This window comes from Micromonospora sp. RHAY321 (genome assembly GCF_023896955.1).
Lineage (GTDB): Bacteria > Actinomycetota > Actinomycetes > Mycobacteriales > Micromonosporaceae > Micromonospora.
Genome location: NZ_JAMHIW010000004.1, coordinates 462041 through 475786, shown reverse-complemented (window position 1 = coordinate 475786; position 13746 = coordinate 462041). Strand labels below are relative to the sequence as shown.

11 protein-coding genes are annotated in these 13746 nt (G+C 73.9%); 7 read left to right on the top strand and 4 right to left on the bottom strand.

What is annotated here, in order from left to right:
* Positions 1–83 precede the first annotated feature (83 nt).
* The 4 genes from M8C17_RS13285 (at position 84) to M8C17_RS13270 (ending at position 5303) form a co-directional block, all read left to right on the top strand.
* The gene (locus tag M8C17_RS13285) at positions 84–1070 is read left to right on the top strand and encodes a phosphate acyltransferase PlsX (protein WP_252416792.1); all 987 of its coding nucleotides are present in this window, start codon (positions 84–86) and stop codon (positions 1068–1070) included.
* Positions 1067–2002 (top strand): ribonuclease III, encoded by a 936-nt coding sequence (gene rnc / locus M8C17_RS13280; protein WP_252416734.1) that lies wholly within the window; start codon positions 1067–1069, stop codon positions 2000–2002. The genes M8C17_RS13285 and rnc overlap by 4 nt, the downstream gene beginning before the upstream one ends.
* A complete protein-coding gene (gene mutM, locus M8C17_RS13275; protein ID WP_252416733.1) occupies positions 1995–2852 on the top strand; it encodes a bifunctional DNA-formamidopyrimidine glycosylase/DNA-(apurinic or apyrimidinic site) lyase in 858 nt (285 codons plus the stop codon). The genes rnc and mutM overlap by 8 nt, the downstream gene beginning before the upstream one ends.
* A gap of 231 nt (positions 2853–3083) precedes the next feature.
* Positions 3084–5303 carry an MMPL family transporter gene (locus M8C17_RS13270; protein ID WP_252416732.1) on the top strand — a complete coding sequence of 740 codons (2220 nt, stop codon included), beginning with the start codon at positions 3084–3086 and terminating at the stop codon, positions 5301–5303.
* 75 nt (positions 5304–5378) lie between these two features.
* On the opposite strand, the gene M8C17_RS13265 is transcribed toward M8C17_RS13270, so the two are convergent.
* Both M8C17_RS13265 and M8C17_RS13260 read right to left on the bottom strand, forming a co-directional pair.
* Positions 5379–6221 (bottom strand): endo alpha-1,4 polygalactosaminidase, encoded by an 843-nt coding sequence (locus M8C17_RS13265; RefSeq protein WP_252416731.1) that lies wholly within the window; start codon positions 6219–6221, stop codon positions 5379–5381.
* Positions 6222–6341: 120 nt separating this feature from the next.
* Positions 6342–7490 (bottom strand): CAP domain-containing protein, encoded by a 1149-nt coding sequence (locus tag M8C17_RS13260; RefSeq protein ID WP_252416730.1) that lies wholly within the window; start codon positions 7488–7490, stop codon positions 6342–6344.
* A 371-nt stretch (positions 7491–7861) separates the two neighbouring features.
* Between M8C17_RS13260 and M8C17_RS13255 the strand changes: the two genes are divergently transcribed.
* The 3 genes from M8C17_RS13255 to M8C17_RS13245 all read left to right on the top strand — a co-directional run bounded on the left by M8C17_RS13255 (position 7862) and on the right by M8C17_RS13245 (position 12660).
* Positions 7862–8056 (top strand): hypothetical protein, encoded by a 195-nt coding sequence (locus M8C17_RS13255; protein ID WP_007456482.1) that lies wholly within the window; start codon positions 7862–7864, stop codon positions 8054–8056.
* 369 nt (positions 8057–8425) lie between these two features.
* Positions 8426–12040: a chromosome segregation protein SMC gene (smc, locus tag M8C17_RS13250; RefSeq protein ID WP_252416729.1), complete on the top strand. Its 3615-nt coding sequence runs from the start codon at positions 8426–8428 to the stop codon at positions 12038–12040.
* Entirely contained in the window at positions 12040–12660 is a 621-nt protein-coding gene (locus M8C17_RS13245; protein WP_252416728.1) for an HAD-IA family hydrolase, read from the top strand. Before smc ends, M8C17_RS13245 begins: the two co-directional genes overlap by 1 nt.
* 7 nt (positions 12661–12667) lie before the next feature.
* On the opposite strand, the gene M8C17_RS13240 is transcribed toward M8C17_RS13245, so the two are convergent.
* Both M8C17_RS13240 and M8C17_RS13235 read right to left on the bottom strand, forming a co-directional pair.
* Entirely contained in the window at positions 12668–13198 is a 531-nt protein-coding gene (locus tag M8C17_RS13240) for a DinB family protein (protein WP_252416727.1), read from the bottom strand.
* 44 nt (positions 13199–13242) lie between these two features.
* Positions 13243–13737 carry a universal stress protein gene (locus M8C17_RS13235; protein WP_252416726.1) on the bottom strand — a complete coding sequence of 165 codons (495 nt, stop codon included), beginning with the start codon at positions 13735–13737 and terminating at the stop codon, positions 13243–13245.
* Positions 13738–13746: the final 9 nt, after the last annotated feature.

Sequence of the window (13746 nt, the reverse complement as noted above, 5' to 3'; positions counted from 1 at the left end):
GTCGGGCGGCGCGCGCACCCTGGCATTCGCCCGGTGCCCCGGCTCCCACCGACGCCGGCCGGCCCAACCCGGTCGACGTCCCGGTGGAGCCGGGCACCGCGCGGATCGCCGTTGACCTCCTCGGCGGGGACGACGCTCCCGCCGTCGTGGTTGACGGCGCTCTGCGGGCTGTGCGCGCCGACCCCGACCTGCATCTGCTGCTCGTCGGCCCGAGTGAGGTGGCCGACGGGCTGATTGCTGCCCTCGATCCGGCCCAACGCGCCCGGATCACGGTGCGGCCCGTCCGCGACGCCGTCGGCATGGCCGACCATCCCAGCGCCGCCCGCGCGGAGAGCACCGTCCGCGCCGCTGTCACCGCCGTCCGCGACGGAACCGCCGACGCCCTGGTCTCCGCCGGCTCCACCGGCGCCACCGTCACCGCCGCCGTGCTCGGCCTCGGCCGCTGGCCGGAGATCCGCCAACCCGCCCTGGTCGCCACCCTGCCCGCCGTCGCCGGGCCGGTCGTCCTGCTCGACGTGGGCGGCTCGCTGGAGCCCCGCCCGGCCACCCTCGCCCGGCACGCCGTGCTCGGCGCCGCGTACGCCGCGGTGGCGCACTCGGTCGTCGAACCCCGGGTCGGGCTGCTGTCCGTCGGCACCGAGGCCGGCAAGGGCGACCGGGTCCGCCGGGCCACCGACCCCCTGCTCACCGTCGAGCCGCTACCCGGAGGCGCGCGCTACGTCGGCCTGGTCGAGGGGTACGACGTGGCGCTCGGCGCGCGCGCCGATGTGGTGGTCACCGACGGCTTCACCGGTAACGTGCTGCTCAAGGCGATCGAGGGCGCGTACGCGATGGCCGGCGGCCCGCCCGTCGGTGGTGGCGCCCCCCGCGCCGCCGCCCTGCTCGGCGTGGCCGGAACGGTGGTCATCTGCCACGGTGCCGCACGGGCCGACGACGTCGCCTCCGGCATCGCCCTCGCCGCCCACCTGTGGCGGCGCCGCGCCACCGACCTGATCTCCGCGTTGCTCGACGGCGACGCCGCGACGGACCGCACAGACCGTTCCACCGACACCGAGGTACGCACATCATGAGCAACGACAAGCGGCGGCAGGCGTCCGTCGGTCACCTGGAAGCCGCCTTCGGCGTGAGCCTGGAACCCGACCTGCTGCAACGCGCGCTGACCCACCGCTCGTACGCGTACGAGAACGGCGGCCTGCCGACCAACGAGCGGCTGGAGTTCCTCGGCGACTCGGTGCTCGGCGTGGTGATCACCACGGCGCTCTTCCACAACCACCCGGACCTGCCCGAGGGGCAGTTGGCCAAGCTCCGCGCGAGCGTGGTCAACATGCGCGCGCTCGCCGACGTGGCCCGTGGCCTGGGCCCGGACGGCCTCGGCGCGTACCTGCTGCTCGGTAAGGGCGAGGAGACGACGGGCGGCCGGGACAAGGCGAGCATCCTCGCCGACACCCTGGAGGCGCTGCTCGGTGCGATCTACCTCCAGTACGGGCTGGACACCGCGGGGCTCGTCATCCACCGGCTCTTCGACCCGCTGATGGCCGAGTCGGCCGGTCGGGGCGCCGCCCTGGACTGGAAGACCAGCCTCCAGGAGTTGACCGCGGCACTCGGGCTCGGCGTGCCCGAGTACCGGATCGAGGGCACCGGCCCGGACCACCTCAAGACGTTCACCGCCTGGGTGGTGGTGGCCGGCAACCGGTACGGCGGCGCCGACGGGCGCAGCAAGAAGGAGGCCGAGCAGCGGGCCGCCGAGGCGGCGTGGCGGATGCTCGCCGACCAGGACGGCCAGGACGGCGCGCCCGCTCCGGAGGAGTCGGTCGGGCCGTTGGAGCAGGCCGAGCGGGCGGCCCGCACCGAGCAGGCCGACCACGCGGCGCAGGTCATGCCGGCCGACGTGGCGGCGGAGCAGCCCAACGGTGCCGGCCCCAGCAGCAACGGCGGGGGCCCGACCGCCGACGGCGGTGGCCGGCCCGCCGACGATCGTCAGGCGGGGCACCGCCGTGCCTGAGCTGCCCGAGGTGGAGACCGTCCGGCAGGGGCTGGCCCAGTGGGTCACCGGTCGCCGGATCGCCTCGGTGGAGGTTCGACACCCGCGCGCCGTTCGCCGGCACGTCCCCGGCGGCGCGCACTTCGCCGACGTGCTCGCCGGCCGGACCGTGCTGGACGTCCGACGGCGCGGCAAGTACCTGTGGTTGCCCCTGGACAGCGGTGACGCGGTGATCGGGCACCTCGGCATGTCCGGTCAGCTGCTGCTCCAGCCGCCCGGCACCCCGGACGAGACCCACCTGCGGGTGCGGTTCCGGTTCGCCGACGACGGGCCGGAGCTGCGCTTCGTCGACCAGCGCACGTTCGGCGGGCTCTCGGTCAGCGAGGGTGGTGCCGAGCTGCCCGCGGAGATCGCGCACATCGCCCGCGACCCGATGGACCCGGAGTTCTCCGACGCGGCCTTCGTCGCGGCGCTGCGTCGCCGGCGGACCGAGGTGAAGCGCGCACTGCTCGACCAGACCCTGATCTCGGGCGTGGGCAACATCTACGCCGACGAGGCGCTCTGGCGCGCAGGGCTGCACGGCACCCGCCCCACCGACGCGTTGACCGGCCCGGCCGCGCAGCGTCTGCTCGGCCACGTCCGCGACGTGCTCGGTGAGGCCATCAAGGAGGGCGGGACCAGCTTCGACGCCCTCTACGTCAACGTCAACGGCGAGAGCGGCTACTTCGACCGTGCGCTGAACGTCTACGGCCGGGAGGGTGAGCCGTGCCGGCGGTGCGGCGCGCCGGTCCGCCGCGAGGCGTTCATGAACCGCTCCTCGTACAGCTGCCCGCGGTGCCAGCCCCGCCCCCGGGGTTCCCTTCGGGGATGACCCGGAGTCGGTTCCGGGTCCCCGTCGGCGGGTCGCGGCCGACCGTTCCGGGCTGGACCCTGGCGGTTGTCCGAATCGCGGGCTGATGCCCGCCCTGCGGCCCGAGCGGTCCCGCCGACGGGGTGGACCTTTCTCCGGGGACGGCCGGGGCCGATCCCCGATGTGACCGCCTCGTCACGCTCCTAACGTCAGCACCGTTGACAGGGGGTTGACGTGACAGGGGGACCCGAGATGCGGACAAGACCGGTGACGGTGCGGATGGCGCGGTGGAGCGCCGAGCACCCGTGGCGGGCGATCGCGCTGTGGGCCGTGTTCGTGGCGGTGTGCTTCGTCGGTGGCAACGCCGCCGGTCTCAACGAGGCCACCAGCGGCGACCAGGCGATCGGCGAGACGGGCCGGGCCGGCCTGATCGTGGACTCCGGCGACTTCGCCGACCCGGCCGTGGAGAACGTCCTGATCACCTCCCGGGGCGGCGCGCTGGACCCGGCGGCGGCGAAGGCGGCGGCGGACGACGCGGCGGCCCGGCTGCGTACGGTCACCGGGGTCGCCGAGGTCGGCCAGCCGGTCACCGCCCGGGACGGCTCGGCGCTCCTGCTGCCGATCACCATGTCCGGTGACCCCGGTACCGCGTCGGACCGGGTGCAGCCGTTGCGCGACGCCACCTCCACCGTCCAGGACGCGCACCCGCGGTTGCGCGTCGAGCAGGTCGGCGGGCCGTCGATCAACCAGGCCCTCGACGACACGCTGGGCAAGGACTTCAAGCGTGCCGAGCTGCTCAGCCTCCCGGTCACCCTGGCCATCCTGATCATCGCGTTCGGTGCGCTGATCGCGGCCAGCGTGCCGGTGCTGCTGGCGCTCTCCTCGGTCGCCGCCGCGATGGGTCTGTCCACCCTCGCCTCGCACCTGGTGCCCGCCACCGACACCACGGCACCCGTGATCCTGCTGATCGGCATGGCGGTCGGGGTCGACTACTCGCTGTTCTACGTCCGCCGGGAACGGGAGGAACGCGCCAAGGGCCGCTCCGGCCTGGACGCGGTGGAGATCGCCGCGGAGACCTCCGGGCACGCCGTGGTGGTCTCCGGCTTCGCCGTGATCATCTCGATGGCGGGGCTGCTGCTCGCTGGCGACGTGGTCTTCTCGTCCCTGGCCGTCGGCTCGATCCTGGTGGTCGCGGTCGCGGTGGTCGGCTCGCTGACGGTGCTGCCCGCCCTGCTGGCCAAGCTCGGCCGCTGGGTCGACCGGCCCCGGGTTCCGCTGCTCTGGCGGTTGACCGCGCCACGCACCGGCCGGCACGGCGAGCCCCGCTCGCCCCGACTCTGGCCAGCGGTGCTCCGCCCCGCGCTGCGCGCCCCGGTGCCGACGCTGGTCATCTCCGTCGGGCTGCTGCTCGCGCTGGCCGCCCCGGCACTCGGTATGAAGCTGAAGTTCCCCGGCATGGAGGATCTGCCACGCACCACCCCGGCCATGCAGGCGTACGACCGGCTCACCGCCGCCTTCCCGAGCACCGGCACCAACCACGTGGTGGCCGTCCGGGCACCGGCCGAGCAGGCCGACCGGGTCCACGCCGCGCTCACCGACCTGGCCGCCAGGGCCGCCGGTGACCCGCTGTTCGCTCCGACCGAGACCGACGGCCCGAAGATCGAGGTGTCCGCCGACCGGCGGGTGTCGGTGCTGGACGTCGCCACCCCGTACGCCAGCCGCGACGACCGCTCCGTGCAGTCGCTGGAGAAGCTGCGTGCCGACCTGGTCCCGGCCGAGCTGCGGGGCATCCCCGGCATCGAGTACGCGGTCGGCGGCAGTGTGGCCGACAGCGAGGACTACGCGCAGCACGTCCGGGACAAGCTACCGCTGGTGATGGGCTTCGTGCTGGTGCTCACGTTCCTGGTCATGATGTTCACGTTCCGGTCGGTGGTGGTGGCGGCCAGCTCGATCGTGCTGAACCTGCTCTCCGCCGGTGCCGCGTACGGGCTGCTGGTGCTGGTCTTCCAGGGCGACTGGGCGGCGGGGCCACTCGGCTTCACGTCGATGGGCGCGATCGTGTCCTGGCTACCGCTGTTCCTCTTCGTGGTGCTCTTCGGCCTCTCGATGGACTACCACGTCTTCGTGGTCAGCCGGATTCGCGAGGGCATCCGGGCCGGCATGTCCAACCGGGACGCGGTGGCGTACGGGATCACCTCGTCGGCCGGCGTGGTGACCAGCGCGGCGGTCGTGATGGTCGGGGTGTTCTCGATCTTCGCCACGTTGAGCACGATCGACATGAAGCAGCTCGGCATCGGCCTGGCGGCGGCGATCCTGCTGGACGCCACGATCATCCGGGGCGTGGTGCTGCCGGCGTTGATGACGATGCTCGGCGACGCCAACTGGTGGACCCCGCGCTTCCTGCGCCCGCGCACGGCGCCCGCCCCCGCCGATCCGCCGGCCCCCGCCCCGGAGCTGGTGCCGGTGCCCTGACCCGCGGCGCCCGCACGCTCCGCGTCGATCCGGGGGGATTCCCTGGATCGGCGCGGCAGGGCACGAGGTGAGGGGTCAGGGCAGGGGGCAGGGTTCGCGCCAGGCGTCGAGCGTCCGTTCCTTGAGGATCGAGGCGAAGCCGTAGCCGACGGTGGTGACGCAGAAGTCGTCGGTCGAGCCGGTGTACTCGACGTGGAAGACCGGCTTGTCGGCGTCGGCGAACGGCAGCAGCTTGGCGCACTGGCCCAGCCGGACGCACTCCTCGTTGACCGCGAAGTCGAAGTCCGGGGCCAGCGCGGCGAGCTGCGGCACGTCGTTGACCAGCCCGGGGGAGAGGTCCAGCGACCGGGCCAGTTGGGCCAGCCGGCGGTTGAACAGCAACTGGTCGTCGAAGTCGAGCGGGAAGCCGGTGCGAGACGCGTACCCGTCGGCGTCGGCCAGCGCCACGGCGCCGAAGCCCTTGCCCCGGCAGAGCCGGAACCGGTCGGCGAGCGCCGGCTCCAGCGCGTCCCACCCCCGGACGTCCAGCCACCGGCTGCCGGGCCGGCGGCCGGGCGAGCCCTGCACGGCGGCCGGGAACCGGCTGGCGTCCGGGTCGGCCGATCGGACCGAGCCGACGTGCACCTGGCAGATCAGGCGACGGTCCCGGGAGCGCAGCTCGGCGGTCTGGGCGGCCGTGGTGGCCACCGGGTCGAGCAGGAAGACCTCGGCGTCGACCGCCGGGTCGAGCGGCCCGGTGACCTGCCACTGCCACTGCCAGTGGCGGGCCTGGGCGGCCGGCCACGTGGTGGGCGCGCCGGGCGGGGTCAGCTCGACCCGGCAGCCGTACGCCGGCACCACCAGGGCGAGCACGACGCCGGCCGACAGGATCCGGCGCAGCGGGCATTCGGCGGCGCGTCGCCGCGGCCGGATCCGCATCGGCAGCTCCCGGGTCGCGGGCGGCCGGTCGCCGCCCTCACCGGTACGCTGTCGCCCCCACGCTCCGGCCCGGCGTACCTCACCGGGTCAAACGAGCGCGGGGGCGCCGACGACGCGCGGTCAGCGCGGTGCCGCGAAGACCTGCGTCCAGTACGGCCCGTTGCTGCTGGCGATACCGACGCCGATCTCGGTGAACGCGCAGTTCAGGATGTTGGCCCGGTGGCCCGAGCTGTTCATCCAGGCGTCCATGACGGCGGCCGGCGTCTTCTGGTTCCACGCCACGTTCTCGCCGTAGGTGCGCCAGGAGTAGCCGACGCGGTCCAGCCGGACGCCGGCGTTGCTGCCGTCGCTGCCGGTGTGCGACATGTCCTGGTGGTCGGCCTGGTCCTGGCTGTGCCGCTGCGCGGCGGTCATCAGCTTGTCGTCGACGCTCAGTGCCTTGCAGCCGGCCTTGGCCCGCTCGGCGTTGACCAGGTTCACGACCTCCTGGGCCTGGGCGCTGACGGTGCCGCTGGAGCCCGAGCCGGTGGTGGTGCTCGGCGCGCTGCTGCGCTGGGCGCTGCGCCGCGACGCGGCGGTGGTCCGCGACGACTCCGGGGTGGGCTTGACGACCCTGGTCGGCGACGGGCTCGGCTTCGCCGGGCTGGGCGAGCTGGTCGGGGAGGGTGCGACCAGGCTGTCGACCGGCGGCTGCTCGGTCGGCACCGCCGGGGCGGCGGCGATGGTGTCGTCGACGGCGGTCGGCTCGCTGTCCGCGCCGTCTCCGCCGGGCAGGGCGAGCGCGCCGACGCCGAAGCTCACCACGAGGGTGGCCGCCGCGGCGGCGCCGCCGATCATCAACGGTCGACGCCAGCGCCGCGGAGAGCGGTGCCGCCCCTCGCTCGGACGGCCGGCATCGGTCGCGTCGGTCCGCCAGCCGCTGGTGTCGTCGCCGGCGCCGGTGCTCCAGCCGCCGGTGGTCTCCTCGGTCGGGCCGCTGGCACGCCAGTCGCCGGTCGGCTCGTCGTCCGGCTGGTAGGCGGGCTCGTACGCCACCCAGGCGGTGGTTCGGTCGTCGGCCGGCCCGGAGGGGGCGGGCTCCGGATCCTGCTGCCAGCGAGCGGTGGGCTGCGCACGGTGCCACTCGTCACCGGGTTGGTCGGGGTCGTCTCCGAACAGGTAGGACGAGCGGGGCTCCGGGCGGTCCCTCAGCCAGTCCGGCTCGTCGGTCGGCCGCTCGGCGCGCCGGGGGGCGCCGTTCGGGTCCATCGGGTCGGTCCAGCCGTACACGGCACTGCCTCCACGGGGTCGGTTGCGGGCCGGGGTGACGCTACGACTCGCCCACGACCTGCGGCAACGTGGCTAAGGAAGAGTTAAGGGGAAGTCGGACGCCAAGGTGCGGACTTCCGGGAATCCGGGCGTACAGTAAAGGTGTCCGGACAGAGCGTGTCCGTGCCGTGAGGCAGCCCCCCGACAAGTGGACAGGTCGACGTAGAGATGATCTACGGCCTGCGAGAACTTGACGAAGGAGGGGTTTGCGGCTCAATATATAGGTGTCGCCAGTCGCGCCCGGTCATGCCCAGATACACCTGGAATGACAGCCGCGTACAAATGGGCGCGCGTTGGCCGGCCTTTCCGGCAGCGCATATCAAGGAGTCAGCATGGCGAAGGCCCTCTACGGCCACGTAGGTGCAGCGCCCGACCGGCGTCTGCTCGACGAGGTCACCCGACTGCGTGCCAGGGTTCAGGCACTGGAGTTCGAGATCACGCGTCTGCGCGCCGACAACGATCGGCTCGCGGCGGCTGCGGCGGAGGCGGACGACCTGCTCCGTCTGGCCGAGCCGGCGCTGACCTGATCTTCGGGGTCGGAAAACTGAATCGCACCACCGCAAAAATGCGCGCCGACACCCCAGTGCCGGCGCGCAACGCTGTCCGGCTCCTATCGCCGCCGACAATTTATGATCTTGTCGTTTGACCGTGGGCGAACGGCGCCGACTGTTTCCGAAAGGCGTCGGTCGGCCGGCCGATCATGAACGGTGTTTGTCTTTCTCGCTGCCGCCGCAACAACAGTGCGATCGGCTTCCGATCGCGTCCCGCGCCCTCGACGGGCGTGACCCGGGGCGGGTCGCGTGCCCGGCCGCTCGCGCCACCGGGTTAGTCTGCGGGTTCACCCAGGTCCGCGCTGCCGGCGACGGTACGGCGGCCACCGGACGAGGATCGAGAAGGTGTATCTCAAGAGCCTGACGGTCAAGGGCTTCAAGTCCTTCGCCTCCGCCACGACGTTGAAGCTGGAGCCCGGGATCACCTGCGTGGTGGGCCCGAACGGCTCCGGCAAGTCCAACGTCGTCGACGCCATCGCCTGGGTGCTCGGCGAGCAGGGCGCCAAGGCGCTGCGTGGCGGCAAGATGGAGGACGTGATCTTCGCCGGCACCGCCGGCCGGGCGCCGCTGGGTCGCGCCGAGGTCACCCTCACCATCGACAACACCGACGGCGCGCTGCCGATCGAGTACACCGAGGTCTCCATCACCCGCCGGATGTTCCGCTCCGGCGAGAGCGAGTACGAGATCAACGGCAACTCCTGCCGGCTGCTGGACATCCAGGAGTTGCTGTCCGACTCGGGTATCGGCCGGGAGATGCACATCATCGTCGGCCAGGGCCGGCTCGACGGCATGCTGCACGCCAAGCCGGAGGACCGCCGGGCGTTCATCGAGGAGGCGGCCGGCGTCCTCAAGCACCGCAAGCGCAAGGAAAAGGCGCTGCGCAAGCTCGACGCGATGCAGGTGAACCTCAACCGCCTGACCGACCTGACGGCCGAGCTGCGCCGCCAGCTCAAGCCGCTGGGCCGGCAGGCGGAGGTGGCCCGCCGCGCCGCCGCCATCCAGGCCAACCTGCGCGACGCCCGGCTGCGGCTGCTCGCCGACGACCTGGCGACCCTGCGCACCACTCTCGATCGGGAGATCGCCGACGAGACCGCGGTGCGGGAGCGGCGCGAGCAGGTCGAGGCCGAGCACGCCGAGGTGCAGGGCCGGCTCGGCGAGCTGGAGGCCGCGCTGGCCGAGGACGCGCCGCTGCTCGCCGCCGCCCAGGACACCTGGTACAAGCTCTCCGCGCTGCAGGAACGCTTCCGCTCGATCGAACAGTTGGCCCGGGAGCGGCTGCGACACCTGAGCACCACCGGCGACGACGAGCGGACCGGCCGCGACCCGGACCAGCTGGAGGCCGAGGCCGAGCGCGTCCGCGAGCAGGAGGAGGAGCTGCGCGCGGCGCTCACCGACGACCAGATCCGGCTGGCCGAGGCGGTGGAGCACCGCCAGGAGCTGGAACGGCAGCTCGCCGCCGCCGAGCGGGAACTGGTCGCCGCCGCCAAGGCCATCGCCGACCGGCGGGAGGGGATGGCCCGGCTCACCGGCCAGGTCAACTCGGCCCGGGCGCGGACCACCAGCGCCGCCGAGGAGATCGAACGACTCGCCATCGCGCACGCCGACGCCCTGGGCCGCGCCGAGCAGGCGCAGGCCGAGCTGGACGCGGTGGCCGCGCAGTCCACCGAGGCGGACCGGGACAACGCCGACCTCGACGCCCGGCACGCCGAGGCGGTCGCCGCGCAGGACCGGGCGCAGGCCACCGTCCGGTCGCTGGCCGACGCCGAGCGCGCGGCGGAGAAGGACGCGGCCACCTGGAAGGCCCGGGAGGAGGCGCTGGCCCTGGGCCTGCGGCGCAAGGACGGCGCGGGCGCTCTGCTCGCCCGCGCCGGCGACGTGCCCGGCCTGCTCGGCAGCCTCGCCGGTCTGCTCACCGTCGCGCCGGGCAACGAGGCCGCGCTGGCCGCCGCGCTCGGCGGCCTCGCCGACGCGGTCGCGGTCAGCGGGGTGGACGAGGCCGTCGAGGCCATGCGGCTGCTGAAGATCTCCGACGCCGGCCGGGCCGGCCTGCTGATCGGCAGCCCTGCCGGGCCTGGCATGACCGGCTCGGCGGACGCGCTGCGCCCGAAGCTGCCCGACGGCGCCCGATGGGCACCCGACCTGGTGGAGTGCAACGCCGAGTTGCGCCCCGCCGTGCACCGGGCGCTGCGCGACGTGGCGCTGGTCGACGACCTGGCCGCCGCCGCCGAGCTGGTCGCCGGCAACCCCGAACTGCGCGCCGTCACCCCTGACGGGGACGTGGTCGGGGCGTACGCGGCGGCCGGCGGGTCGGCCAAGGCGCCCAGCTACATCGAGGTGCAGGCCGCCGTCGAGGAGGCCCGTACCAACCGGCTCGCCGCCGAGCGCACCGGCGCGGAGCTGCGCGACCAGCTCGGCGAGGCGCGCGCCGAGGTGGCCGCCGCCAAGGAGGCCGTGCAGCACGCGGCCGCGGAGAAGCGCGAGGCGGAGAGCCACCGCAACGCGGCCGCCCGCCGGCTGGCCGAGCTGGGTGCGGCGGCCCGCTCGGCGAAGGCGGAGACCGACCGGCTCGGCGAGTCCCGGGCCCGCGCCGAGGCTGCCCGGCAGCGGGACCTCGCCGCGCTCGACGAGCTGGAGGAGCGGCTGCGGCTGGCCGAGGAGACCCCGGTCGACGCCGAGCCGTCCAGCGAGGAACGGGACCAGCTCGCCGCGATGGTGCCGCAGGCCCGGCAGAACGAGATGGAGGTCCGGCTCGCGGTGCGTACCGCCGAGGAGCGTGTCTCCTCGATCGCCGGCCGGGCCGACTCGCTGGCCCGGCAGGCCACCGCGGAGCGGGCCGCCCGGGAACGCGCCGCCGCCCGGCGTGCGGCGCGCACCCGGGGCGCGGGCATCGCCCGGGCCGTCGCCGGCGGCGCCCGGGAGGCGCTCACCCGACTCACCACCTCGATCGCCGCGGCCGAGGAGCACCGCGACGCGGTCGCGCGCGAACGGGCCGCCCGCGAGGCGGAACTCCAGGAGGTACGCGGGGCCGCCAAGCGGTTCGGCGCGGAGCTGGAGCGGCTGACCAGCCAGGTGCACCGGGACGAGGTGGCCCGCGCCGAGCAGCGGCTGCGCATCGAGCAGTTGGAGGCGAAGGCGGCCGAGGACTTCGGGCTGGACGTGGAGACCCTGGTCGCCGAGTACGGCCCCGCCCAGCCCGTCCCGCCCACCCAGGCCGACGTGGCGGCGGCCGAACGCGACGGGCTGCCGGTGCCCGAGCCGGTCCGCTACGAGCGACCGGTGCAGGAGAAGCGGGCCGCCAAGGCCGAACGCGAGCTGGCCCTGCTCGGCAAGGTCAACCCGCTCGCGCTGGAGGAGTTCGCCGCGCTGGAGGAGCGCTACAAGTTCCTCTCGGAGCAACTGGAGGACCTCAAGGCCACCCGGCGGGACCTGCTCACCGTGGTCAAGGACGTGGACGAGCGGATCCTGGAGGTCTTCGCCAGCGCGTTCGAGGACACTGCGCGCGAGTTCGAGCAGGTGTTCACCGTGCTCTTCCCCGGCGGCGAGGGCCGTCTGATCCTCACCGACCCGGAGGACCTGCTCACCACCGGCGTCGAGGTGGAGGCCCGCCCACCCGGCAAGAAGATCAAGCGGCTGTCGCTGCTCTCCGGTGGCGAGCGGTCGCTGACCGCCGTGGCCATGCTGGTGGCGATCTTCCGCGCCCGGCCCAGCCCGTTCTACATCATGGACGAGGTGGAGGCGGCCCTGGACGACGTGAACCTGGGCCGGCTGATCACGTTGCTGGCACAGTTGCGGGAGAAGAGTCAGCTGATCGTCATCACCCACCAGAAGCGGACGATGGAGATCGCGGACGCCCTCTACGGCGTCACCATGCGCAGCGGCGTCACCCAGGTGATCAGCCAACGGCTCAACCGGACCGACGAGGACGACCAGCGGCACAGCCGCGGCGAGGAGAACGGGTAGTGGCTCGGGAACGCGCGACGGCGCTCCTGCTGGATCTGGACGGCGTGCTGCGCCGGTTCGACCCGGCGGTGGCCGCCGGGGTGGAGCGGGAGTTCGGCCTCGGCGAGGGTGTGCTCACCGAGATCGCCATGCAGTGGGGCCGGCTCCAGCCGGTGCTCACCGGCCAGGTCAGCCACGCCGCCTGGGTGAGCAGCGTGGCCGACGCGCTGGCCGAGCCGGCCGGCGGTGTGGACCGGGCCCGGGCGGCGGTCGAGCAGTGGCAGCGCTACCGGGGCGAGGTGGACGCCGAGGTGCTCGACCTCGTCCGGGAGGTACGCGCCGCCGGGATCAAGGTCGGCCTGGCCACCAACGCCACCGACCTGCTCGACGCCGACCTGGCCGCGCTCGGCCTCGCCGACGAGGTGGACGTGGTGGTGAACTCCTCGACGCTCGGGGTGCACAAGCCGGCCCCGGAGTACTTCCAGGCCGCCTGCGAGGCACTGGCCACCCGGCCGGCCCGCGTCCTCTTCGTCGACGACGAGGACTGGGCCGTGCGCGGCGCCCGCGCCGCCGGGCTGTCGGCGCACCGCTGGGGCGGTCACGCCGACCTGCGCTACCTGCGGGCGGCCCTGGACTACTGAGCGGCGGTCACTCGCCGGTCGCGCCGTCGATGCGTTCCCGGATCAGGTCGGCGTGGCCGTTGTGCCGGGCGTACTCCTCGATCATGTGCACGTAGGCCCAGCGGACGCTCATCTCGTCGGCGCTGCCGTCGCGGCGTCGGCGCAGGAAAGTGTCGTCCAGGGACAGCTTGGCCGTCGCGGCCCGGACCGCCGTGAGTTCCGCGGCGTACGTGGCGAAGTCGGTCTCGGCGTCGGCGTCGGCGATGTCGTCCAGGTCGCCGTCGGGGCTCGCCTCGGTGTTGTAGAGGTCATCCAGGTGCTCGCCGGCGGCGCGGATGCGGAACCACCAGCGCTCCACCTCGGTCATGTGGCGTACGAGGCCGAGCAGGGTGAGCCCCGAGGGCTGCACGCTCGGCGTCTTCAGCTGCTCGGCGGTGAGCCCGGCGCACTTGAGCAGCAGCGTCTGGCGGTGGTAGTCGAGCCAGCCCTCGAGCATGGTGCGCTCGTCGCCGACGTACGGTTCTTGGGTCCGGGTGATCTCCGGCGCAGTCCAGGTCATGCCGCGCATCCTGCCCGGCGCGGCTGACACTTCGCGACGGGTTATCAGGGCACGACGACGACGGGCCAGCGCCCGGTGCGCACCAGACGGGTGGCGACCGAGCCGACCAGCCGGTGACCGGCCTGCTCGGAGGCCCCCACCACGACCATGTCGGCCTGGAACTCGTCGGCCGCCGCGCACAGTTCCCCGTACGCGTCGCCGCGGCGGCACAGGAAGGTCAGCGGCACGCCCAGCTCCTCGGCCCCGCGCCGGCACTCCCGACGCAGCTCGTCGGCCAGCTCGTCGTGGGTCCGCTGCACCGCGCCGGCGTCCATCCCGGGCACCAGGGCGGTCAGGCCGCTCGCCGAGCTGACGAAGACCACCACCAGCGCGGCGCCCTGCCGGCGGGCCAGGCCGGCGGCGTACCAGCCGGCCCGCTCGGAGGTGCGGGTGCCGTCCACGCCGACCAGGACCACCCGGGGCCCGTCCGTGCCGCGTTCGAAGGGCAGTGGACGGGTCCGGGGGCCGTACTCCTCGCGGTCCGGTGCTCCCACGCTCATGGCTGGCTA